This is a genomic window from Paractinoplanes ferrugineus (assembly GCF_016862195.1).
Lineage (GTDB): Bacteria > Actinomycetota > Actinomycetes > Mycobacteriales > Micromonosporaceae > Actinoplanes > Actinoplanes ferrugineus.
This window is the reverse complement of the sequence record NZ_BOMM01000022.1, coordinates 243,977-264,841: the sequence shown is the minus strand read 5'-3', so window position 1 is coordinate 264,841 and position 20,865 is coordinate 243,977. Positions and strand designations below refer to the sequence as shown.

The window sequence follows — 20,865 nt, the reverse complement described above, 5'->3', positions numbered from 1 at the left end:
TGTTCGCCCCGGATCTGAGGGGAAGCCTCAGACCGTTGCGATCGTGTAGGCGACCTCGTCGACCAACTCGCGTGCCATGAACCCGGTGCGGCCCCACTTCGGCGCCAGCCGTTGCCCGCTCACCGCGTGCGCGAACGCCGCCCAGCAGGCCGCCTGGGCCGGGTCGGCGCCCCGGCCCAGCAGTCCGGCCACGATCCCGGCCCGCGCGTCCCCGCTGCCCGACGTGCCAAGACCGGCGTCGGCGCTCTCCTCCCGCCAGGCACCGCCGCCCGGCTCCGCGATGTGGCCGTAGAGCGAGACCACCGCGTGGTAGCGCTCGGCCAGGTCACGGGCCGCGGCGGCGAGGTCGCCGCCGGGGTCACGGCCGAGCAGGTGCTCGGCTTCGGTGATGTTCGGGGTGAGCACGGCGCGCTTCTGCGGCAGCAGCGACGCGTCCTTGCTGAGCGCGCCCAACGCGTACGCGTCAAGCACCACTCCCGCACCCGCGGCCGCCGCACCCAGCGTTTCCCGCATCAGCACCGTCGTGTGCCCGATGTCGTCGAGTCCCGGCCCGATCGCGATCACGTCGGCGTCGGCCGCCAGCTCCAGCAGCTCGTCCGGCACCCGATCGTCGTCGTCCGGCAGCCCGATGACCTTCGCCTCGGGAACCGCGATGCTCAGCGGCACCGCCGCGTCGGCCGCCACCGCCAGCTGAAGCCGGCCCGCGCCGGCCCGCAGCGCGGCCACCCCGGCGAGCAGCGCCGCACCCGGGTTGAAGCGGGAGCCACCCACGACGAGCACGGTCCCGCGCGCCTTCTTGTCACCCTGCGGGTCGGGCAGCGCCCACTCGCGCAGCACCTGCGGCGTGACGACCTTCTCCTCAAGCCGGCTCGGCATGAACTTCCTCCTGCTCGGTCGCGGGCGCGTCGTGGCGCTCCAGGTGATCCGTCGAGTTGAACCGCTCCGCCACCAGCACGTCGCCGTCGCGCCGCCACGAGCTGACCGAGCAGTTCGCCACCGCGGTGCGGTGGGCGATCGCCATCAGCTCCGGCTCGTCGAGCCCTTCGGCAAGCGCGCGCACGAGCAGCACGGTGGCCTCGTGGGCGAACAGCAGCACCCGGCCGCCCGGGTGGTCCTCGGCCAGCTCCCGCAGCAGGCCGCGCAGGCGCAACAGCACGTCCGCCCAGCTCTCCCCGCCCGGCGGCCGGTAGTAGTACTTGCCGAGCCGCGCCCGCCGCGCCGCCTCCTCGGGCTGGCGCGCGTGCACTCCGGCGTTGGTGAGCAGGTCGAGCACGCCGAGCTCGCGGTCACGCAGCCGTTCGTCGATCTTGACGGCTACCCCGAGACCGTCGAGGGCCAGCTCGGCCGTCTGCCGGGTACGCAGATAGGGCGACACCACGACGACGTCCGGCCGGTCGACCTCCCGCAGGAACTTCCCGACCGCGCGGGCCTGCTCCCGGCCGGTGTCCGACAGCGGCACGTCGGCGTCCCGCTCCGGGATGTCGATCACCTCGGTGCCGTCCCGCTCCGCCCGCTCGGCCGCCACGTTGCCGGTGCTCTGTCCGTGCCGCACCACGGCCAGCCAGGTGAACTGCTCAGTCATGGCAGGTGCCATACCCCGCCCGATCCGGATTAATGACGCTCAGTTCGCCGACCACCCTGCCGAACCGAATCACGACCGGCCGACGCACTGGGAGGTACCGGATGCAACCCGAGCAGCCCTGGGCGCCGCCGGGCACTCCGCACCCCGCTCCCCCACCGGCCGACCCCGATGCCTGGTCCGGCCGGCCTCCGCCCGACCCGCCCGCCTGGTCCGGCCAGGCCGCGCACGACGCCGGCGGGTCCACGCCATCCGGCCTGCCTCCGCGCGATGCGACCGGGTGGCCGGCACCGGAAAACCCCGGCTGGGCCTCGCCGGCTTCCGACACCCCCGGTCGGGTCGCCCCACCGGGCCACCCACCGCCCGCCTCCGCTGAGTGGGCCGCACCCGGAAGCCAGTCGCCGCCCGCGCCGAGCGAGTGGGCCGCGCCGGGAGCCCCCACTTCGGCCGGCTGGGCTCCACCCGCGAGCGGACCGGGTGCGATGCCGCCGGGCGGACCGGGTGCGATGCCGCCGGGATGGGCACCGTCGGGCGGGACGGCGGGGCCGGTGCCGCCGTGGCCGTCGGCCTATCCGCCGCCGGCGGGATTCGGGGCGGTGCCGGCGCGTCGCGGGCCGACCAGGAAACTGCTCATCGGGCTCGTCGCGGCGCTGGTGGTGGCGCTCGTCGGCGGCACGGCGGGGGTCAACGCGTGGGCCGAGCACTCGATCTGCGCGTCGATCGAGGACGAGAAGCTGAGCGACAGCGGGTCGTCGGGGTCGTCGTCCGAGGGTCTCGACCGGGGCGACATCGCCGACCTGCGGCACGTGGCCGATCAGCTGCGCAACCGGGCCCGCCTGCTGGTGTTCGACACGAGTCTGCGCAAGGCGGTCGACGGCCTGGCCGACGACGTCGACAATCTGGCCGACCTGCTCGACTCGTCGGCGACCACCGACAACGGCGCGATGGACGGCGGCTTCGCCGAGCTGATCATGGTCGCGGCCTCGGTGAACGGTCACGCCCGGCAGGCTCAGCGCGCCTGCGGCCTGCCGGCCACCGGCGTTTTCAACCAATAACCGACGCGTACGCCGAACGCAGCTCCGCCCAGCCGTGATCCATCGCGTCCCGGCCGCGGATGACGCCGACCGGGTTGCCGTCGAGCAGCCGGCTCAGCACGTCGGTGCACAGGTGCCAGCCGGCCGCCACCATGGCCGCCATGCCGGACTGGGCAAGGGTGTGCCGCAACGTGAGCCGGGTGCCGTGGCCGCTCGGTTCGAGCTCCCACCGCAGCACGTCGTCACCCCAGCTGTACTCCAGCAGCGACGGCCGGACGACCCGGGTGACGGTGGCGGGCAGATCCGTACGCTCATCTCCGTCGACCATCGTCAGCGTGGTGCGCCCCGGCGCCGTGAGCGGCTCCTCGGTCGCGAAAGGGGCCCACTGGTCGAGCTCGCCGGGCTCGGTGAGCGCGCTCCAGACCTGCTCGGGTGGGTGGTCGAGCTCCCGGACGAAGATCAGTGTCCAGTGCGGGTCATCGGCGACGAGCCGAGCGTCGTACGTCTTCATCCCTGATCCTTGGTCTTGAGGTGTCGTTCGAGGGCGGCCAGGTGCGTCGTCCACATCTGGCGGTAGGGCGCCAGCCAGGCGTCGAGCTCCCGGAACGGACCCGGCTCGAGCCGATAGATGCGCTGCTGGGCCCGTGTCTCGGCGGTGACCACCCCGGCCTCGCGCAGCACCCGCAGGTGTTTCGAGACCGCGGGCTGGCTCATGCCGAGCGCCGCCACCAGATCGCCGACGCTGCTGGGCGTGACCCGCAGACGCTCGACGATGCGACGCCGGGTCGGCTCGGCGATGGCGGTGAGGGCGTCCATCGCCCCATCGTGCCCGGCCAGTTATATAACCGTCAAGGCATGTGCAAGGATCGGGAGGTGCGAGTTCTGATCGTCACGTCCGGTTCGATGGGCGACGTGGCCCCCTACACCGGCCTGGCCGCCCGGATCCGCGACGCCGGGCACGACGTGACGATCGCGACCCACGAGCCGTTCCGCGCCCTGATCGGCGCGCTCGGCTTCCCGTTCGTGCCGCTGCCCGGCGACCTGCGCCTCGCGCTCGAACAGACCCTCGACGGCGGTGGCCCGCGCGCGCTGGCCAGGATGCTCACCCTGGCCCGCACACTCGTCGCCGAACTCGGCGCCGGCCTGGTCGAAGCGGTCGACGAAGCCCGCCCCGACGTCATGCTGCTGTCCACCCTGGTGGCCCCGCTGGGCTACCAGGTGGCCGACGCCTTCGGCCTGCGCCGGGCGGGCGTGTTCCTGCAGCCGGTGCACCCGTCCCGCGAACTCGGCCCGATGCTCACCGGCGGCCGCTCGTTCGGCCCGCTCGGCAACCTGGCAGTCAGCCGGCTGACCTTCCGCGTGACCGAACGGCTGTACGCGCAGACGATCCACCAGCTGCGCCGCGAGTTGAAGCTGCCACACACGTCACTGACCGAGCTACGGTCCCGCCAGGAGTTCGCCGAGCCGACCTTCCACGGCTACAGCCCCGCGGTCGTGCCCCGCCCCACCGACTGGCACCCTTCGCTGCGGGTCACCGGCTACTGGTGGCCCGAACCAGCCGCCGCACCGATCCTGGCGCCGCGCCTCGAGGCATTTCTGGCCGCCGGAAAACCGGTGTTCATCGGCTTCGGCAGCATGGCCCCCGGCCGCGGCCCCGAACTGGCCGAGACCGTGGTCCGCGCCACCCGCCGAGCCGGCGTCCGAGCTGTCCTGCAAGCCGGCTGGTCCGGCATGGCCGCCACGGACAGCGACGACCTGCTGAGCATCGGCGAAACTCCGCACCACACCCTGTTCCCGCACATGTCCGCCGTAGTGCACCATTGCGGCGCCGGCACCACCGCCGCCGGCCTGCGCGCCGGCGTCCCCGCGATCGCCGTCCCCCGCCTGGCCGACCAGCCGTTCTGGGCCCGCCGACTGCACCGCCTGGGCGCCGCCCCGCCCCCCGTCCGGCTGACCACCGACGCCTTGGCCGCCGCCCTGCGCGAAGTGACCACCAATCCGCACTACGCCGCCCGCGCCCAGGCCTTGTCCAGCCGCCTCCGCACCGAGAACGGCGCCACCCCCGTCATCAACTGGATCGCCTAGCCTTCGCGGCCCGCTCACCCACCCGCGCAGCGCCCACGAACCGGCGAGGGTGCTCCGCCGACCAACTGTCGTCTCGTCGCCACCGATGTGCACCGATTGCCGGGCTGCCCTCGATGATCAAGTACAGCCCGTGGAAGGCCCGGCCGACAGGTGAGAGCGCGGCCCCCTTCAGGGGAGGCCGATGTTCGAGCACCGCAAACCGAGCCGCTCGCCCCCCATGCAGCGGACTGCACCGGAACGAACAGCCCCAACAAGGTCAGGCGCCGGGCAGACGGGACGCCATCGCTTCGGCCAGGGCCTGGACGCCGCGCAAGGGGCGGATCATGACCATGAAGTCGTCGATCTTGCCGGCGGCGTTCAGGTGGATGAAGTCGCAGCCGGTCAGCTCGCGGTCGCCGATGCGGGCCTCGAAGACGAGCGCGTGGTCGTCGGCGGCGCCGATCTCGCGTACGTATCGGAAATCCTCGAAGACGGTGATGACGGTACGCAGGATCGTGCTCACCATCTCGCGCCCCCGGTAGGGCTTGAACGCGACCGGGCTGTGGAACACCACGTCGTCGGCGAGCAGCCCGACGGCGGCGTCGATGTCGCCGGCCTCGACCGCGGCGCGGAAGGGATGCGTTTCAGGTTCGTCTGCGTGCGTCACGAACGGAACTTTACGAGTACGGGCGGGGCCGCTCCCACCGCAACCCGGCATCCGGCCGGTCAGCGGGCCGTCAGTTCCGAGACGGTGACGGCGGACAGCCCGCGCCGTGACATCGTCGCCAGCAGCTCGTCGGTGGTCTCGGCGACGCCGCCGCGGGCGGGCGTTCCCTCGTGCAGCACCACGATCGAGCCGGGCCGGATGCCGGCGGCCAACTCCCCGGCGATGCGCGCGTCGGCCGGCCCGCCCCGGTTGGCGGCGACGAGGGTGCCGAGCACCGCGTGCAGATGCTGTTCGGCGGCCGAACGCAGCATCCGTGGCGTGAACACCCCGGAGCCGGGCCGGAACCACTTCACCGGACCGTACGGGGTGAGCAGCCCGGTGACTTCGGCCAGTTCGCGCCGGAACCGGGAGTCGGGCACCAGCGCCGAGCGTTCGTCGCGCATCAGGTGGTTGGCGAGCTCGTGACCGGCGTCGGCGATCGCGGCGACCAGTTCGGGGTGGGCCCGGACGCGCTCCCCGATCAGGAAGAAGGTGGCTCTGGCCGAGTGCCGCGCGAGCACGTCGAGCAGGCGGGGCGTGGTTTCCGGCGCGGGCCCGTCGTCGAAGGTGAGCCCGAACACCGGTGCCGGGGTGTCCACAAACCACAGGACGTCGGCCGGGAGGAGCCGGGCGAGCATGCGCGCGGCCGGCTCGCGCCACTCAAGGGCGGCGTCGATGACTGATCGGCGGAGTGCGGCCAAGGCCGTGGTCATGGACCGAGCGTAGGCCGTACCAAATAAAAAAACGCCCCGCCGGAAGCGAACCGGCGGGGCGCAACCACATTGATCAGCGCTTGTCGATCGGGACGAACTCGCGCTCCGGAAAACCGGTGTAAAGCTGACGCGGGCGACCGATCTTGCTGGCCGGGTCGTTCATCATCTCGGTCCACTGCGCGATCCAGCCGGGCAGCCGGCCGATGGCGAAGAGGACCGTGAACATCTTGGTCGGGAAGTTCATCGCCTTGTAGATCAAACCGGTGTAGAAATCGACGTTCGGGTAGAGCTTGCGCGAGACGAAGTAGTCGTCGCTGAGCGCGATTTCCTCGAGCTGGAACGCGAGTTCGAGCAGCGGGTCGGGCTTGTCCAGGGTGTTGAGCATCTCCTGGGCGGCCTTCTTGACGATGGCGGCGCGCGGGTCGTAGTTCTTGTAGACCCGGTGGCCGAAGCCCATCAGCTTGACGCCTTTTTCCTTGTTCTTCACCCGGGTGACGAACGAGGCGACGTCGCCGCCGTCCTTGCGGATCTGCTCCAGCATTTCCAGGACGGCCGCGTTGGCCCCGCCGTGCAGCGGGCCGGAGAGTGCGGCGATCCCCGCCGAGACCGACGAGAACAGGTTGGCCTGCGAGGAGCCGACCAGCCGCACGGTCGACGTGGAGCAGTTCTGCTCGTGGTCGGCGTGCAGGATGAAGAGCATGTCGAGGATCTTGGCGACCTTCGGGTCCACGTCGTACTGAACGGTGGGCAGCCCGAACGTCATACGCAGGAAGTTCTCGACGTAGTCGAGCGAGTTGTCGGGGTACGGCAGCGGGTGCCCGATGCTCTTCTTGTAGGCGTACGCCGCGATCGTCGGAAGCTTCGCCATCAGCCGGATCGCGGAGATGTCGACCTGCTCGGGGTCGAGCGGGTCGAGGGCGTCCTGGTAGAACGTCGACAGCGCGGTGACCGCCGAGGACAGCACGGCCATCGGGTGCGCGTCACGCGGGAAGCCGGAGAAGAAGGAGCGCATCTCCTCCTGCAGCAGCGTGTGCACGCGAATCTTGTCGGCGAAATCTTTCAGCTGCGCCGGCGTCGGAAGTGCGTCGTGCATCAAGAGGTAGGAAACCTCGAGGAACGTCGACTTCTCGGCGAGCTGCTCGATCGGATAACCGCGATAACGCAGAATGCCGGCATCACCGTCGATGTAGGTGATCGTCGAGGTGGTCGACGCCGTGTTCACGAAACCCTGATCGAGGGTTACGTAGCCGGTCTCCTTGCGTAGGGCACTGACGTCGATGCCGCCCGGACCCTCGACGGCCTCGCGAACCGGCATCGACAACTGGCCACCGGGGTGGTCGAGCTTGACATCCGTCATGTATTTCCCTCACTTCACAGGCAGATGTCCACAAGAATTTGTCGTTCACCGTAAACCCTCAACCTGAATGGGTCATCAGGTGGCCACCCGCTGAGGGATTGATCACGAAGAGTGGCGCTCTTGCATAGATAATGATGCACAGCCGACAGCGGAGGCGAACCTCGATGCGGAACCCTGTGGTGGTAGGCGTGAGCGGCACGTCGGCCGGCCTGGCCGCCGCGCGACTGGCCGCGCGAGAGGCTGTCTCGCGGGACTGTCAGCTCCGAGTGATTCACGCTTTCACCTGGCCTAACCCGGGCGCGAGCGAGGACTACGAGGACGCCCGCCGGGCCGCCTCGCGGGTGGTCGAAGAGGCGGTCGCCTCCGCCAAGCGTTCCACACCTCGGGTCCGGGTCGCAGGGCAACTGGTGGACGGACCGCCCGATCGCGTGCTGGTCCGGCTGAGCCGCACGTCCGCGCTGCTCGTGCTGGCCGGTGACGATCTCGCGACAGCGCCGTCGCTGCCGCTGTCGTCGGTCCTGCCGCTGACGGTCGGTCACTCCTGGTGTCCGGTCATGGTGACGCACGGGCCGCGTACGCCGGCCGGTGCGCTGATGGTGGCGGTCGACGGCTCGGCGAGCGGCCTGCTCGCCCTGCGGTACGCGGCCGCCGAGAGCCGGCGCCGGCGGGTCGGGGTGGAGGTGGTGCACGTGGTGCGGGAATTCGCCGGCCGGCACGAGGAGGAGGGCCATCGGGTCCTGGCCGCGTCGATCGCCGCCGTGCCCGAGCTGGGCCGGGTGCGCACCCTGGTGCTGGCCGGCGCGCCCGGGCCCACCCTGGTGCACGCCGGCGCGCACGCGCGGGTGCTCGTGATCGGCCCCCGGGGCACCCGCGGCACCGGCTTGCTCGGATCGGTCGCTCGCGAGGTGATGCATCGAGCCGCTTGTCCGGCTATCTTCGTGCACGGCCGAGCGATACCAGCCCAGCGGACGCCCTCCGGGAGCTCCGGGGCGCTGGCTCGCTAACGCGACTGGCAAAAGAGCCGATACGACGGTTGATGACCGAAAGATGGCGTCTCCTCGCCCTGACCGGGGTGCTGGCGACGATCGTGTACCTCCTGAACCTCCACCCCGCGCTCAACGCCGCGTGCACGCTGGTGATCGGGGGCAACACGATCTGGGCGTGTTTCGCGGGGCCACGGCGTACCGGGGCCCAGCCTCGCCGTGCCTGGAACCTGGTCGGCTGCGCCGGGATCATCTTCCTCGTCGGCATCGTCATCCGGCCGTTCGTCACCGAGGCGGGGCTGCCCCTGCTCGCCGACTGCTGCACGATCCCCGGGTACGTGCTCTTCTCCGCGTTCTTCGTCGATCTCCTGCGAGCGCGGCAGAGCCTCGAGCGGCACACGATTCTCGACGGCATGATCGTCTGTCTGGCCGGCGGCCTGGCCAGCACCCTGCTGCTCGCGGTGCCGGCGGTGAACGTAGCGGACCGGCCCGACCTCGTGTCCGCGCTCGCCGGGCTGTACCCGCTGTTCGACGTGATCCTGCTGATGCTGGTGCTGAGCCTGACGTTCACCGCGCGCAGCTGGCCGCCCAGCCTGATCTCGATGGTGATCGCGATGGCGCTGCTGTTCGTCGGCGACCTCGGCTACGCGATCATCGGCGCGCAGGGCCTGCTGTACACGAGTCCCCTGCTCGACGCGCCGCTCCTGCTCGCGTACACAGCCTTCGGGGTGACCCCCATCCATCCCTCCGCGCCGGAGATGGGCCGGCCCGACCGGCCGCCGGTCCCGGCCTGGTCGGGACGCCGCATGGTGCTGCTGATCCCGGCCCTGGCGACCCCGTTCCTGCTGCTCGTGACGATCGGCGACAGCACCGGCCACCGGATCGCGATCGCTGTGGTCGGCGCGCTGATCGTCGCCCTGTTGCTGATCCGCGCCATCGCCGCCGTCCGCGCCCAGGCCGCCGCCCAGCGTCTCGCCGAGCACCAGGCCACCCACGACGCGCTCACCGGCCTGCCCAACCGCCGCATGATCGCCACCAGCATCCACCGGCTGCTCGGCAAGACGCCGACCGGCGGCCCCGAGTCGACCTGGGTGATCGTGCTCGGCCTGGACGGCTTCAAATACGTCAACGACTCCTGGGGCCACGACACCGGCGACCGGCTCGTCATCGAGGTCGGCGAGCGGCTGCGCGCGTGCGTCCACGACGAGGTGCCGGTGGCCGCGCTCGGCGGCGACGAGTTCCTGGTCACCGCGGTCGGCGACCGGGCCGTCGCGGACCGGCTGGTCGACGACGTACGCGCCTGCTTCGACAAGCCGTTCGTGGTCAGCGACGTGGAGCTCAAGATCAGCGCGTCGGTCGGCATCGCGCACGCCGGCCCCGAGGGCGAGCCCGAGGAGCTGATGCGTGACGCCGACACCGCCATGTACCAGGCCAAGTCGGGTGGGCCCGGCAACACCACGATCTTCGACGTCTCCATGCACGACGAGGTGCGCGAGCGCATCGAGCTGGAGGTCGCGCTGCGGCGCGCGCTCGGCGACAACGACCTGTGGGTGGCCTACCAGCCGTTGATCGACATCGAGACCGGCCGGGCGATCGGTGCCGAGGCCCTGGTCCGCTGGACCCATCCGGAGCGCGGCCCGATCTCGCCCGCCGAGTTCGTGCCGATCGCCGAGGACGCCGGCCTGATCGGCATGCTCGGCGACTGGGTGCGCCAGGAGGCGCTGCGTCAGCTCTCCGCGTGGCGCGCCGACGGTACGGTCGACGACGACTTCTACCTGTCCATCAACGTGTCCGCCAAGCAGCTCACCGAGCCGAACTTCCCGCTGGTCGTCTCGGCCGAGCTGCTGGAGTTCAAGGTGCCGCCCCGGTGCGTCGCGCTGGAGATGACCGAGTCGGTGATGGTGGACAACACCGGCACCTCGGCGCGTACCGTCTTCGAGCTGCGTGAGCTGGGCGTCAAACTTCTGATCGACGATTTCGGTACGGGCTTCTCCGGTCTCGGTTACCTGCGCCGCTTCCCGGTCACCGGCGTCAAGATCGACCGCTCGTTCGTGATCGGCCTCGGCGCCGACGAGGAGGCCGGCGAGATCGTCCGCGCGATCGTCGCGATGAGTCAGGCACTGCGTCTCAGCGTGATCGCCGAGGGGGTGGAGACGCGCCCCCAACGCGACACCCTGGCCTCGTTCGGCGTCACCATCGGGCAGGGCTGGTTGTGGGGCCCGGCGGTGGCCCCGGCCGACTTCGCCACCGCCTGGCACGCCGGCGGCGCGGCGGCCCAGATCGCCGCGGCCCAGATCGCGGCCGGTCAGCTCACGGCCGGTCAGCTCACGGCCGGTCAGCTCACGGCGGCCCAGACAGCCGCGGGGAGCACCGAGCGGCATCGGTGAAACCTGTCCAACGGCCCTTGGCAGTGGGCGTCGGACTCGGGCATCATTTCTCCCCTGAGGTAACGACGGTCACACCTAGTGCCGGGGAGGCGACCCATGACAGGCATGGCAACGATGTTGGTCGCGCTCACCCTGGGGCTGGCCGCCGCGCTGGCCGCGGCGGTGCGCTGAGCCTCTTCGCGGCCTGTCCGGCATGCTTGGGTGATGCGCTTCGCCACCTGGAACGTCAACTCGGTCAAGGCCCGGCTGCCCCGGTTGCTCGAATGGCTGGAGCTCAAGAAGCCGGACGTGGTCTGCCTGCAGGAGACCAAGGTGGCGGCCGGCGGTTTCCCGACCGAGGTCGCCGAGCTGGGCTACGAGGTGGCCGACCACGGGCAGGGCCGCTGGAACGGGGTGGCCCTGCTGTCCCGGGTCGGGCTCTCCGACGTACGCCGTGGGTTCGCCGGCGAACCTGGTTTTCCGGACGCCGAGGCGCGGGCCGTGAGTGCCGTCTGCGGCGATATCCGCTTCATGTCGGTCTACGTGCCCAACGGGCGCACCCCCGACGACCCGCACTATCAGTACAAACTCGCCTGGCTAGCGGCATTGCGCACGGCCCTGGAGGTGGACCTCGCGGCCGGCCCGACGGTCGTCGCCGGCGACTTCAACGTGGCGCCGACCGACGCGGACGTCTGGGACCCGGCCGTCTTCGCCCATGCCACCCACGTCACGCCGCCGGAACGGGCCGCCGTCGCCGCGCTCGCCGAGGCCGGCCTGCGCGACATCCCGGCCCGGCCGATGAAGGGTGATCATCCGTTCACCTACTGGGACTATCGCGCCGGGATGTTCCACAAGAATCTCGGCATGCGGATCGATCTGGTCCTGGCGACCTCGTCGGTGGCCGACCGGGTGACCGATGCCGTGGTGGACCGGGAGGCCCGCAAGGGAAAGGGTCCCTCCGACCACGCCCCGATCCTGGTCGACATCGACGGCTGATCATCGATGGCGGCCGAGCCGTGCCGAGCCCGACCGGCCCCGACGCACTAGAGTGAGGCCACAGATCGGATGGCGGACGAGCGGAAGGAGAGTTCATGTCCGGGCAATCCCCGACTCTCACCGGCGACGTGCGCGTCGACGGTCCGGCCCCGGCCCTGCTGCGGGCCGCGCTCGACGCCGCCGATGAGGCGGTCCTGCTCTGCGCCGCCGCCGACGACACGATCCTGCTCGTCAACAAGGCCGCGGCGAGACTCGTCCCGGGCCTGACGCCGGGCGCTCCCTGCCCGCTGCCCGGCCTCAACGACGCGACGGCCGCCGGCACCGACACCTTCACCGACGACTACGCGGGCCGGCGACTGGCCGGCCGGCGACGAGCGCTCGACGCCGGTCACTACGCGTGGTATTTGCGCGATCGCACCGAAGAGGTCAACCGCGCCGCCGCGCTGGCCGCCGAGCGCGCCCGCGCGTCGTTCCTGGCCGAGGCCGGCCGCCGCCTCTCCGCCTCCCTGCATCTGGGCCGCTGCCTGCGCACCACGGTCGAGCTGGCGGTCGCCCACCTGGCCGACGCGGCTGTGGTGGTGCTGCCGCCGGAAAACCGCCGCAGCTCCTGGATCCGGCTCAGCGGCGGTTCCCCCGCCGCCGAGGGCTCGCTGCCGCAGAGCCGGCTGGCCGAGGTGCCCGGCCTGGTCGAGGTGCTCAGCGGCTTCCCGCCCATCCCCAGCCGCTGGCTCGACGCCGCACAGGCCCCGGCATGGCTGGGCCTCGACCGGATCGGCGGGCTCCTGGTCACCCCGCTGCCCGGCAACGCCGCCCCGGCCGGCGCCCTGATCCTGGCCCGGCGCGACGGCGGGTTCCGGCCCGACGACGAGATGCTGGCCCGCATCTTCGCCGCCCGCGCCGGTGCCGCCATCGCCGCCGCCGCCCTCTATCGCGAGCAGGTCGACACGACCGCCATCCTGCAGGCCGACCTCCTGCCGCCGGAGCTCGTCCAGCCCGACGGCGTCGAGCTGGTCGGCTCCTACCAGGCCGCCCACGACGCGTTGCGCATCGGCGGCGACTTCTACGACGTGTTCGCCCCCAGCCACCCCGGCGGCGACACGGTCCTCGCTCTCGGCGACGTGTGCGGCACCGGCCCCGAGGCCGCCGTGCTCACCGGCAAGGTCCGCCAGACGCTGCGCGCCCTGCACCTGGTCGACGCCCGGCCGACCGAGATGCTGCAGGTGCTCAACCAGGCCCTGCTCGACTCCGGCGGCCGGCGCCGGTTCGTCACCCTGGTGGTCGGCGCGCTGCGCCGCGCCGAGCACGGTCGCGTGCACCTCACCCTGGCCACCGGCGGCCACCCGCCACCGCTGATCCTGCGCGGTGACGGCACGGTCGAGGAGGTTCCGGTAAGCGGCACACTGATCGGTGCCGTGCCCGACACGGTCGTCCGCCCGGCCGAGGTCGAGTTGGCCCCGGGCGAGCTGTGCCTGCTCTTCAGCGACGGCCTCACCGAGGCACGGGGCGGACCCACCGGCACCGAGCAATACGGCGAGGAACGCCTGCGGTCGGCCCTGGCCACCTGCCGGGGTCTGCCGACCACCGCCACCGTCGAGCGCATCCGCCAGCTCGTCTCCGACTGGGTGCACGGCGGCGTCCGCGACGACATCGCGATGCTCGCGGTGCGTTCCCCCGTCCGCACCGCGCTGAGCCTGCGCGACGGCGGCCAGTCGTCCTTCGCCCTCAACAGCCGCCGGGTCCGCCAGCGCTCATGACGGTCGTCGCCCCCACCCCGCCGCTCGATCCCGCCGTGGCCGACCGTTTTCTGCGCCTGGTCGGCGACGGGGACGAGTACGCGGCGGTGGAAGTGATCAACGCCCTGGCCGACAGCGGCGTACCCCCGCAGCGGATCATGCTGGAGTTGATCGGCCCCACCCAGTCCCGGGTCGGCGAGCTGTGGGCGGCCAACGAGTGGACGGTGGCCCGCGAGCACGCCGCCACCGCCACCTCCGAACGTGCCCTGGCCGCCCTTGCCGGCCGGTTCGTGGTGCGCCCGTCCCGCGGCCGCATCACGGTGGCCTGCGTGGACGGCGAGTGGCACGCCCTGCCGGTGCGGATCCTGGCCGAGATGCTCCGCCTGGACGGCTGGCGCGTCGACTTCCTCGGTCCGTCCGTTCCCGGCCCGCACCTGGTCACCCATCTGCACCAGACCGGCCCCGACGCGGTCGCGCTGAGCTGCATGATCGCCACTCGCCTCCCCCGGGCCCACGCCGCGATCACCGCCTGCCGCTCGGCCGGCGTCCCGGTGATCGCGGGTGGCCGCGGGTTCGGCCCCGGCGGCCGGTACGCCCAGCTGCTGGGCGCCGACGCCTGGGCCGCCGGCGCCGAGGAAGCGGTGCGCCGCCTGGCCTCGGCCTGGCCGCCTCCCGCGCGCGACCCGCAGGTCCACGCCTACCTGGGCAACGACGAATACACCCACGTGGTCCGGCACCGCCCGGACCTGATCGCGGCAGCCATGCGCGCCCTGGCCGAGCGATATCCGGCGCTGACCCGCTACGACGACCGGCAGATGGACTCCACCTCGGAGGACATGGGCCACATCGTCGACTTCCTGGCCTCCGCCCTCTATGTCGACGAGCCCCGGATCTTCACCGACTTCATCGAGTGGACGGCGTCCGTCCTGCAAGCCAGAAACGTCCCGGCGCCCGCCCTGCGAGCCGGTCTCGAGATGGTCCGCGCCCAACTGCGCGACTACCCCCGGGCCGCCGATCTTCTGCGGGCCGGACTGGCCCGCCTCGAGCCGGCCGGCTGATCCGCCGCGCGGGGTCGAGCGGCGGCGGTCAGGCGCGCACCACAAGCGTCTTGGCGGCCATGTCGCCGAGGCGGCGGCGGTTCTCGGAGTTGACCACGACGATCATCGCCACCAGGTAGCCGACCAGGCCGTCGATCAGGCGGAGCAGCGTGCGGACAAGGCCGGCGAGCAGGCCCGGTTTGCCACCGGAGCGGGCGTCGACCACGCGGATGCCGGTGACGAGCTTGCCGAGCGTACGGCCGGTCAGGCCCTCCAGCAGCGTGTAATAGAGGACCGCGAGCAGCCCCAGGGAGAGGCTGCCACCCGCCGACAGGGTGGTCAGGTCGAAGCCGCTGGTTCCGTCCTGCCCGTTGGTCGCCGGGATGAAGCAGCTCAGCACCAGGCTGTCGAGCAGGGTCGCCACGATGCGGCGGCCGGTGACGTGCACGTTCGGCGAGCCGGGTCGGTAGGTCATCCGTCGATCATGCTCGACGACCGCAAGACGCCGCCCGAATAAATCAGTGGCGTCGGCGGGGTGCGGAGATTAGCGTTGCGCGCATGATCTCCTGATGAGGCGGCCGCAGTCGCGTTCGACGCGTTGTGGCCCATGCGTTGTGGTTCCGGGTGCGCCGGCGGGTTGTCCGCCGTGCCGGCACCGGCCTGCCGACGCCCGGAGCATTCTCGTTCCATCCATGGCTTCACCCTGCTCAGCGCTGTCCCGAGCGCCTGGCCGCGTCGCGTGGCCCGGGCTCGCGCCGGTGCGTGTGAAGGAGGATCTTATGCCCCCGAAGAGCTTTTCCGTCCGCGTGGACCAGGACGACCTCGCCCGGCTCGACCTCACCGCCGGGCTCGCCCGCAGCGCGCCCGACAATCCGGGCGACGGGCTGCCCGGCCCGGCGCTCGGCGTGGATCCCGCCCACCACGGCGCCCGCGACGGCAGGCAGGCCGCGCGGGGCCGGTCGGAGCGCGACCACGCCCGGTCCGGCGGCGGGAAGTCCCGGTCCTACGCGTTCCGCCGGAGCTAGGCCGGTCCTACGCGTTCCGCCGGAGCCAGGCCGGCCCGACGACCGGTAACCGGGGAAGCCCGGCGGACGAGGTGTCCGCCGGGCTTCTTCGTCAGCCGAGCTCGGCGTACACGTCGTCGAGCAGGCCGTGGTACATCTCGGAGCGGGCGTTGAAGTTGGGGCCGCCGATCCGCAGCGGGGCGGTGTTGCTGATGGACAGCGTCGCCGGGATCGCGGTCTGGCCCCGCTGGACGTCGTCGACATAGACCGCGAGCATCGTGCTCGTCCGCTGGCAGTGGACCTTGTGCCACACGTCGTCGGCGACCGAGACGGTGGAGCGGGCGATGTAGGCGGTCGCCGAGCCGGTGCCGGTCACCACGCACTGGGCGCGGCCGTTGGTGGCGCCGAGCTGCATCTTCCACTGCGAGCCGGAGCCGGCCACGCCCTTCTGGAGGATGTTGGCCGAGCCGGAGAGCTGGGCTTTCGTCACGCGGACGCGCGCCGACCAGCGGAAGTTGCGGACGCCGGGGTTGAGGTCGGCCGAGTTCGGGGCTTCCATCAGGCCACGCGGGCACAGGGTGGCGCCGGTGGTGCAGACGGCGGGGAAGGCGACCGTCCCGGCGTCGAAGCGGATCACGCCCTGATCGGCGGCTCGGACGCTGAGGGTCAGGCCGTGGCCCGAGGTGTCGGCGATCTTGCCGGCGGTGGCGCCGGCGTTGAAGTCCCAGCGGGCCACCAGCGCGGGAGCGGGGGTGTCCGCGGAGGGGCGGGGCGTGGTCAGGGAGGAACCGGGGGCGGCCAGGGCGGGCGACGCCGGGATCAGCATCCCGGCCGCCGCCGCGAGAGCGAGTGCGAGCTTCATACTTAGAAAACCGCTTTTCGCCCTTTTTGTTACGAAGTTCAGGGAAGAACGTCCAGCGCCTCGGCCAGCGCGCAGACGCCCAGCAGCCGCAGCAGGTACCACTCGGCGGCCATCCAATCGGCGGGTCGCACCGGCGCCTCGCCGATGGCCGGAACGGCGCGGCCACCCCGGCGGGCGGCGGCGACGATCGACGTGGCGTAGGCGGCCAGGCCGGCCGCGTCGGCGTCGCGATCGGCGTCGAGCAGGGCGTCACGAACGGCGGCGGCGTGCTGGTCGACCAGGGCGAGCAGGCCCGGGTCGGCAATCGCGGCACTGAGGCCGTCGACGCCAAGCCGCGCCATCATCTCGTCCAGCAGCGCGGCGGCCGGGTCGGCAACCGGCATGTCCGCGGCGGTGGAAATCGGGGCGAAGGCGAGGAATTCGTTCGTCATGCGGAAGACGCTATGGCCTCCCGACCCCCAGCAGAAGGGGGGTAACCCAACGGCACCCGAGCGTCTACGAGGCCGCTACGCGGGGAGCTGGTCCATCGCCTTGAACACCCGTTTGTCCGAAATTGGATAGGCCGTGCCGAGGGCCTGCGCGAAGAAGTTGATCCGCAACTCCTCGATCATCCAGCGCACCGCGGTCATCTCCTCGGACGGCGGCAACTCGGCCTTGAGCTCGCGATATTCCGCCTCGATCTCGTGGATCCGGGCCATCAGCTGACGGTCGCGGGCGAGATTGGTGCCGAGCCGGTCGAGCCGGTAGTTGATTCCGCGCAGATAGCGGGGCAGGTGATGCAGTTGCCGCCAGCCGGTGGCGGTCACGAAACCGGGATGGACCAGCGCCTTGAGCTGCTGCCGGATGTCGGCCATCGCCGCCACCATGGCCGGATTGCGGGTGCTGGCCAGCCGCTGCGAGACCTCGTAGGTGGTGGCGAGCACCGCCTGCACCTGAGTCACCACATTGGCGACGGCGTCGACCAGGTCTTCCCGGACGGCCTCGCGCAAGGTCGCGAAAGCGGGCGACGACCAGGCCGGACCGCCGGCATCGGCCACCAGTCTGTCCACCGCCGCACCGGCGCAGTCATCGAGAAGATCGGCGATGGAACGGTACGGATTCCCGCGTGACAGTTCGAGCTTGGCCCGGTTGTCGAGGCGCCCCTGCAGATAGCGAGCGGCCGGCGGAAGCGTCAGGAGGAGCAACTTCCGGGTGCCGGCGATCATCGCCAGGTGCTGGTCGGGTTCGGTCTCGAATACGCGTACGGCCACCGAGTCGCCCTCGTCGACGAGCGCCGGATAGACGCTCACCTCGTACCCGCCGCGGATCTGCTGGAGGCGGCGCGGCAGCGCGCCGAAGTCGTTGGTGGTGATGCCCCGCCGTTCGATGTTGCCGGCCGCCGCGGAAATGGTCTTCCGCACGGCCGGCGCGAGGCTGCGGCGCAGCACCTCGAGATCGCGGTCCGACCCCACCACCTTGTCGTTCTCGTCGACGATCCGGAAATTCATCCGCAGGTGGGCCGGCACCTGATCGGGGCGCCACGCGTCGGCCGGGACAACCGTCCCGGACAGTCGGCGCAGCTCGTTGCCGATCGCGTCGGGAAGGGAGCCGCGCCGGGCCGGAATGCGATCGAGCACGGCCTCGGCCCAGTCCGGAACCGGCACGAAGTTGGTGCGCAGCGCCTTCGGCAGGGCCCGGATGAGCGAGATGACGACGTCTTTGCGGAACCCCGGCACCGACCAGCCGAAGTCGTCGGCGTCGAGCTTGTTCAGCAGCGTCAGCGGCACCGTGACGGTGACGCCGTCGGCGGCCGAGTCGGGCTCGAACGAATAGGTGAGCGGCAGTCGCACCCCGCCCGCGAGCCAGGCGTCCGGGAAAGCGTTGGGGTCGATCGTGTCGCGGCCCGCGTTGACGAGCATTTCCCGGGTGAAGGTGAGCAGCTCGGGATCGTCGCGCCGGGCTTTCTTCCACCACGAGTCGAAATGCCGCGCGGAGACGACGTCGGCCGGAATGCGGGCGTCGTAGAGCGCGTAGACCGTCTCGTCGTCGACCGCGATGTCCCGGCGGCGAGCCCGGTTCTCGATCTCCTCGATGCGTTCGAGCAGCTTGACGTTGTCGGCGAAGAACTTGTGGTGGGTGTCCCAGTCACCTTCGACGAGCGCGTGCCGGATGAACAACTCCCGGCACAGCACCGGGTCGACCTTGGAATAGAGCACCCGCCGCCGCGGCACGATCGGCAGGCCGTAGAGCGTGACCTTCTCGAAGGCCATCACCGCGCCCTGTTTCTTCTCCCAGTGCGGCTCGCTGTAGCTGTGCTTGACCAGATGGGGCGCCAATTTCTCGGCCCATTCCGGCTCGATGCGGGCGTTGACCCGGCCCCACAGCCGGCTCGTCTCGACCAGCTCGGCCGACATCACCCAGCGCGGCTGCTTCTTGAACAGCGCCGACCCCGGGAAGATGGCGAACTTGGCGCCGCGCGCACCGAGGTATTCGCGTTTGTCGCCCTCTTTCAGACCGATGTGGCTCAGCAGGCCGGAGAGCAGCGCGGTGTGCACGTGGGCACCCTCGGCGACGTCCTCCCGGTCCTCGGTCAAGGACAATCCGAGGGTACGGGCGACCTGCCGCAGCTGCGCGTAGACGTCTTGCCACTCGCGCACCCGGAGGTAGTTGAGGAATTCGGCGCGGCACAGCCGGCGGAACTGGTTGCCGGACAGTTCCTGCTGCTTTTCCCGGAGATAGCGCCACAGGTTGAGGTAGCTGAAGAAGTCCGATTCCTTGTCGGTGAACCGGGCGTGCTTCTCGTCGGCCTGCTGCTGCTTCTCGGTGGGGCGCTCGCGGGGGTCCTGGATGGACAGGGCGGCCGCGATCACCATGACCTCGGCGACGCACTCCTGCTTGTCGGCCTCCATCACCATGCGGGCCAGCCGCGGGTCGACCGGCAGCTGGGCGAGCTGACGTCCGAGCGGGGTGAGTTTGCGGTCGTCCAGGGCGCCCAGCTCTTCGAGCAGTTTCACGCCGTCGGTGATGTTGCGGCGGTCCGGCGGGTCGATGAAGGGGAACTTGGCGAGATCGCCGAGTCCGAGATTGGTCATCTGCAGGATCACCGAGGCGAGGTTGGTGCGCAGGATCTCCGGTTCGGTGAACTCGGGCCGGCTCTCGAAGTCCTCGGCCGAGTAGAGCCGGATGCAGATGCCGTCGGCGACCCGGCCGCAGCGGCCCTTGCGCTGGTTGGCGCTGGCCTGCGAGACCGGCTCGATCGGCAGCCGCTGCACCTTGAGCCGGCTGGAGTAGCGGCTGATGCGGGCGGTGCCGGGGTCGATGACGTAGCGGATGCCGGGGACAGTCAGCGAGGTCTCGGCGACGTTGGTGGCGAGCACGACGCGGCGCTGGGAGTGCCGCTCGAACACCCGGTGCTGCTCGGCGGCGGAGAGCCGGCCGTAGAGCGGCACGATGTCGGTGTTGCGCAGGTTGCGCTTGGCCAGCGCGTCGGCGGTGTCGCGGATCTCCCGCTCACCGGAGAGGAACACCAGGATGTCGCCGTCGCCCTCGCGGCCGAGCTCGTCGACCGCCTCGGCGATGCCGTCGACCTGATCCATCGGTTCCTCGGTGGAGTCCTCGGTATCGGTCGTCACGAGCGGCCGGTACCGGGTCTCGACCGGGAAGGTCCGGCCGGAGACCTCGATGACCGGCGCCGGGCCGGCCGGCGTCTCGAAATGCGCGGCGAACCGGGCCGTCTCGATGGTCGCCGAGGTGATGATCACCTTGAGGTCGGGGCGGCGCGGCAGCAGCTCGCGAAGGTAACCGAGGATGAAGTCGATGTTGAGGCTGCGCTCGTGGGCCTCGTCGATGATCAGCGTGTCGTAGCGGTACAGCATGCGGTCGGTCTGGATCTCGGCGAGCAGGATGCCGTCCGTCATGACCTTGACCATGGTGTCGTCGCTCACCTGGTCGGTGAAGCGCACCTTGTAGCCGATGGTGGTGCCGAGCGGCCGGTCGAGCTCCTCGGCGATGCGCTCGGCCACCGTGCGGGCCGCGATCCGCCGCGGCTGGGTGTGCCCGATCTGACCGCGGACACCCCGCCCGAGCTCCATGCAGATCTTGGGGATCTGGGTCGTCTTGCCGGAGCCGGTCTCACCCGCCACCACGACCACCTGGTGGTCGCGGATCGCCGCGAGGATGTCGTCCTTACGCTGGCTGACCGGCAGCGACTCGGGATAGGTGAGCTTCGGGACGGCGGCGAGCCGGGACTCGAGACGGCCGCGCGCGGTGGCCGCCTCGGTCTCGATCTCGGCCAGCGCGGTGGCCCGCGCCGCGTCGTCGCGGATCCGGCGGGTGCCGTCCAGCCGGCGCTGGAGCCGCCGGGCGTCCCGGGGAAGTAGTTCGGCGAGCTGCGCGCGGAGCGAGGCGGGTGTTATCGACATGGCGGAGCAAGAATAGGCGGAACGGGCCGGA

General features: G+C 71.3%; 19 protein-coding genes. 8 read left to right on the top strand and 11 right to left on the bottom strand.

What is annotated here, in order from left to right; genetic code table 11:
- Window positions 1–27: 27 nt before the first annotated feature.
- Together Afe05nite_RS14860 and Afe05nite_RS14855 are read right to left on the bottom strand one after the other, a co-directional pair.
- A complete protein-coding gene (locus Afe05nite_RS14860) occupies window positions 28–876 on the bottom strand; it encodes an NAD(P)H-hydrate dehydratase (protein WP_203817653.1) in 849 nt (282 codons plus the stop codon).
- Window positions 860–1,582, bottom strand: a complete 723-nt coding sequence (locus tag Afe05nite_RS14855; RefSeq protein ID WP_203817652.1) for a histidine phosphatase family protein — start codon at window positions 1,580–1,582, stop codon at window positions 860–862. Before Afe05nite_RS14855 ends, Afe05nite_RS14860 begins: the two co-directional genes overlap by 17 nt.
- A gap of 593 nt (window positions 1,583–2,175) precedes the next feature.
- Here Afe05nite_RS14855 and Afe05nite_RS14850 point away from each other — a divergent pair.
- Entirely contained in the window at window positions 2,176–2,634 is a 459-nt protein-coding gene (locus tag Afe05nite_RS14850) for a hypothetical protein (RefSeq protein WP_203817651.1), read from the top strand.
- Here the strand turns inward: Afe05nite_RS14850 and Afe05nite_RS14845 are convergent.
- Window positions 2,624–3,124, bottom strand: a complete 501-nt coding sequence (locus Afe05nite_RS14845) for an SRPBCC family protein (protein WP_203817650.1) — start codon at window positions 3,122–3,124, stop codon at window positions 2,624–2,626. The two genes, Afe05nite_RS14850 and Afe05nite_RS14845, sit on opposite strands and share 11 nt — an antisense overlap.
- Window positions 3,121–3,429, bottom strand: coding sequence for an ArsR/SmtB family transcription factor (locus Afe05nite_RS14840; protein ID WP_203817649.1), 309 nt, complete (start codon window positions 3,427–3,429; stop codon window positions 3,121–3,123). Before Afe05nite_RS14840 ends, Afe05nite_RS14845 begins: the two co-directional genes overlap by 4 nt.
- A gap of 57 nt (window positions 3,430–3,486) precedes the next feature.
- On the opposite strand from Afe05nite_RS14840, the gene Afe05nite_RS14835 reads away from it, so the two are divergent.
- Window positions 3,487–4,698: a glycosyltransferase gene (locus tag Afe05nite_RS14835; RefSeq protein WP_239117825.1), complete on the top strand. Its 1,212-nt coding sequence runs from the start codon at window positions 3,487–3,489 to the stop codon at window positions 4,696–4,698.
- Window positions 4,699–4,954: 256 nt separating this feature from the next.
- On the opposite strand, the gene Afe05nite_RS14830 is transcribed toward Afe05nite_RS14835, so the two are convergent.
- The 3 genes from Afe05nite_RS14830 to Afe05nite_RS14820 form a co-directional block, all read right to left on the bottom strand.
- Window positions 4,955–5,344, bottom strand: coding sequence for a nuclear transport factor 2 family protein (locus Afe05nite_RS14830; RefSeq protein WP_239117824.1), 390 nt, complete (start codon window positions 5,342–5,344; stop codon window positions 4,955–4,957).
- A gap of 59 nt (window positions 5,345–5,403) precedes the next feature.
- Window positions 5,404–6,096 (bottom strand): polysaccharide deacetylase family protein, encoded by a 693-nt coding sequence (locus tag Afe05nite_RS14825; RefSeq protein WP_239117823.1) that lies wholly within the window; start codon window positions 6,094–6,096, stop codon window positions 5,404–5,406.
- Between the two features lie 73 nt (window positions 6,097–6,169).
- The gene (locus tag Afe05nite_RS14820) at window positions 6,170–7,453 is read right to left on the bottom strand and encodes a citrate synthase (protein WP_203817646.1); all 1,284 of its coding nucleotides are present in this window, start codon (window positions 7,451–7,453) and stop codon (window positions 6,170–6,172) included.
- A 131-nt stretch (window positions 7,454–7,584) separates the two neighbouring features.
- On the opposite strand from Afe05nite_RS14820, the gene Afe05nite_RS14815 reads away from it, so the two are divergent.
- The 5 genes from Afe05nite_RS14815 to Afe05nite_RS14795 all read left to right on the top strand — a co-directional run bounded on the left by Afe05nite_RS14815 (window position 7,585) and on the right by Afe05nite_RS14795 (window position 14,589).
- The gene (locus tag Afe05nite_RS14815) at window positions 7,585–8,457 is read left to right on the top strand and encodes a universal stress protein (RefSeq protein WP_307835637.1); all 873 of its coding nucleotides are present in this window, start codon (window positions 7,585–7,587) and stop codon (window positions 8,455–8,457) included.
- A 32-nt stretch (window positions 8,458–8,489) separates the two neighbouring features.
- Window positions 8,490–10,823: a putative bifunctional diguanylate cyclase/phosphodiesterase gene (locus Afe05nite_RS14810; RefSeq protein ID WP_203817644.1), complete on the top strand. Its 2,334-nt coding sequence runs from the start codon at window positions 8,490–8,492 to the stop codon at window positions 10,821–10,823.
- A gap of 204 nt (window positions 10,824–11,027) precedes the next feature.
- Window positions 11,028–11,798 (top strand): exodeoxyribonuclease III, encoded by a 771-nt coding sequence (locus Afe05nite_RS14805; protein ID WP_203817643.1) that lies wholly within the window; start codon window positions 11,028–11,030, stop codon window positions 11,796–11,798.
- A 95-nt stretch (window positions 11,799–11,893) separates the two neighbouring features.
- Window positions 11,894–13,552: a PP2C family protein-serine/threonine phosphatase gene (locus Afe05nite_RS14800; RefSeq protein ID WP_203817642.1), complete on the top strand. Its 1,659-nt coding sequence runs from the start codon at window positions 11,894–11,896 to the stop codon at window positions 13,550–13,552.
- Window positions 13,549–14,589 (top strand): cobalamin B12-binding domain-containing protein, encoded by a 1,041-nt coding sequence (locus Afe05nite_RS14795; protein WP_203817641.1) that lies wholly within the window; start codon window positions 13,549–13,551, stop codon window positions 14,587–14,589. Before Afe05nite_RS14800 ends, Afe05nite_RS14795 begins: the two co-directional genes overlap by 4 nt.
- A 28-nt stretch (window positions 14,590–14,617) precedes the next feature.
- On the opposite strand, the gene Afe05nite_RS14790 is transcribed toward Afe05nite_RS14795, so the two are convergent.
- The gene (locus tag Afe05nite_RS14790; RefSeq protein WP_203817640.1) at window positions 14,618–15,043 is read right to left on the bottom strand and encodes an RDD family protein; all 426 of its coding nucleotides are present in this window, start codon (window positions 15,041–15,043) and stop codon (window positions 14,618–14,620) included.
- Between the two features lie 304 nt (window positions 15,044–15,347).
- On the opposite strand from Afe05nite_RS14790, the gene Afe05nite_RS14785 reads away from it, so the two are divergent.
- Entirely contained in the window at window positions 15,348–15,593 is a 246-nt protein-coding gene (locus tag Afe05nite_RS14785) for a hypothetical protein (protein WP_203817639.1), read from the top strand.
- Window positions 15,594–15,684: 91 nt separating this feature from the next.
- On the opposite strand, the gene Afe05nite_RS14780 is transcribed toward Afe05nite_RS14785, so the two are convergent.
- The 3 genes from Afe05nite_RS14780 to hrpA form a co-directional block, all read right to left on the bottom strand.
- Entirely contained in the window at window positions 15,685–16,434 is a 750-nt protein-coding gene (locus Afe05nite_RS14780; protein ID WP_203817638.1) for a LamG-like jellyroll fold domain-containing protein, read from the bottom strand.
- Window positions 16,435–16,472: 38 nt separating this feature from the next.
- Window positions 16,473–16,865 carry a DUF6401 family natural product biosynthesis protein gene (locus Afe05nite_RS14775; protein WP_203817637.1) on the bottom strand — a complete coding sequence of 131 codons (393 nt, stop codon included), beginning with the start codon at window positions 16,863–16,865 and terminating at the stop codon, window positions 16,473–16,475.
- A gap of 75 nt (window positions 16,866–16,940) precedes the next feature.
- Window positions 16,941–20,834: an ATP-dependent RNA helicase HrpA gene (gene hrpA, locus Afe05nite_RS14770; RefSeq protein WP_203817636.1), complete on the bottom strand. Its 3,894-nt coding sequence runs from the start codon at window positions 20,832–20,834 to the stop codon at window positions 16,941–16,943.
- Window positions 20,835–20,865: the final 31 nt, after the last annotated feature.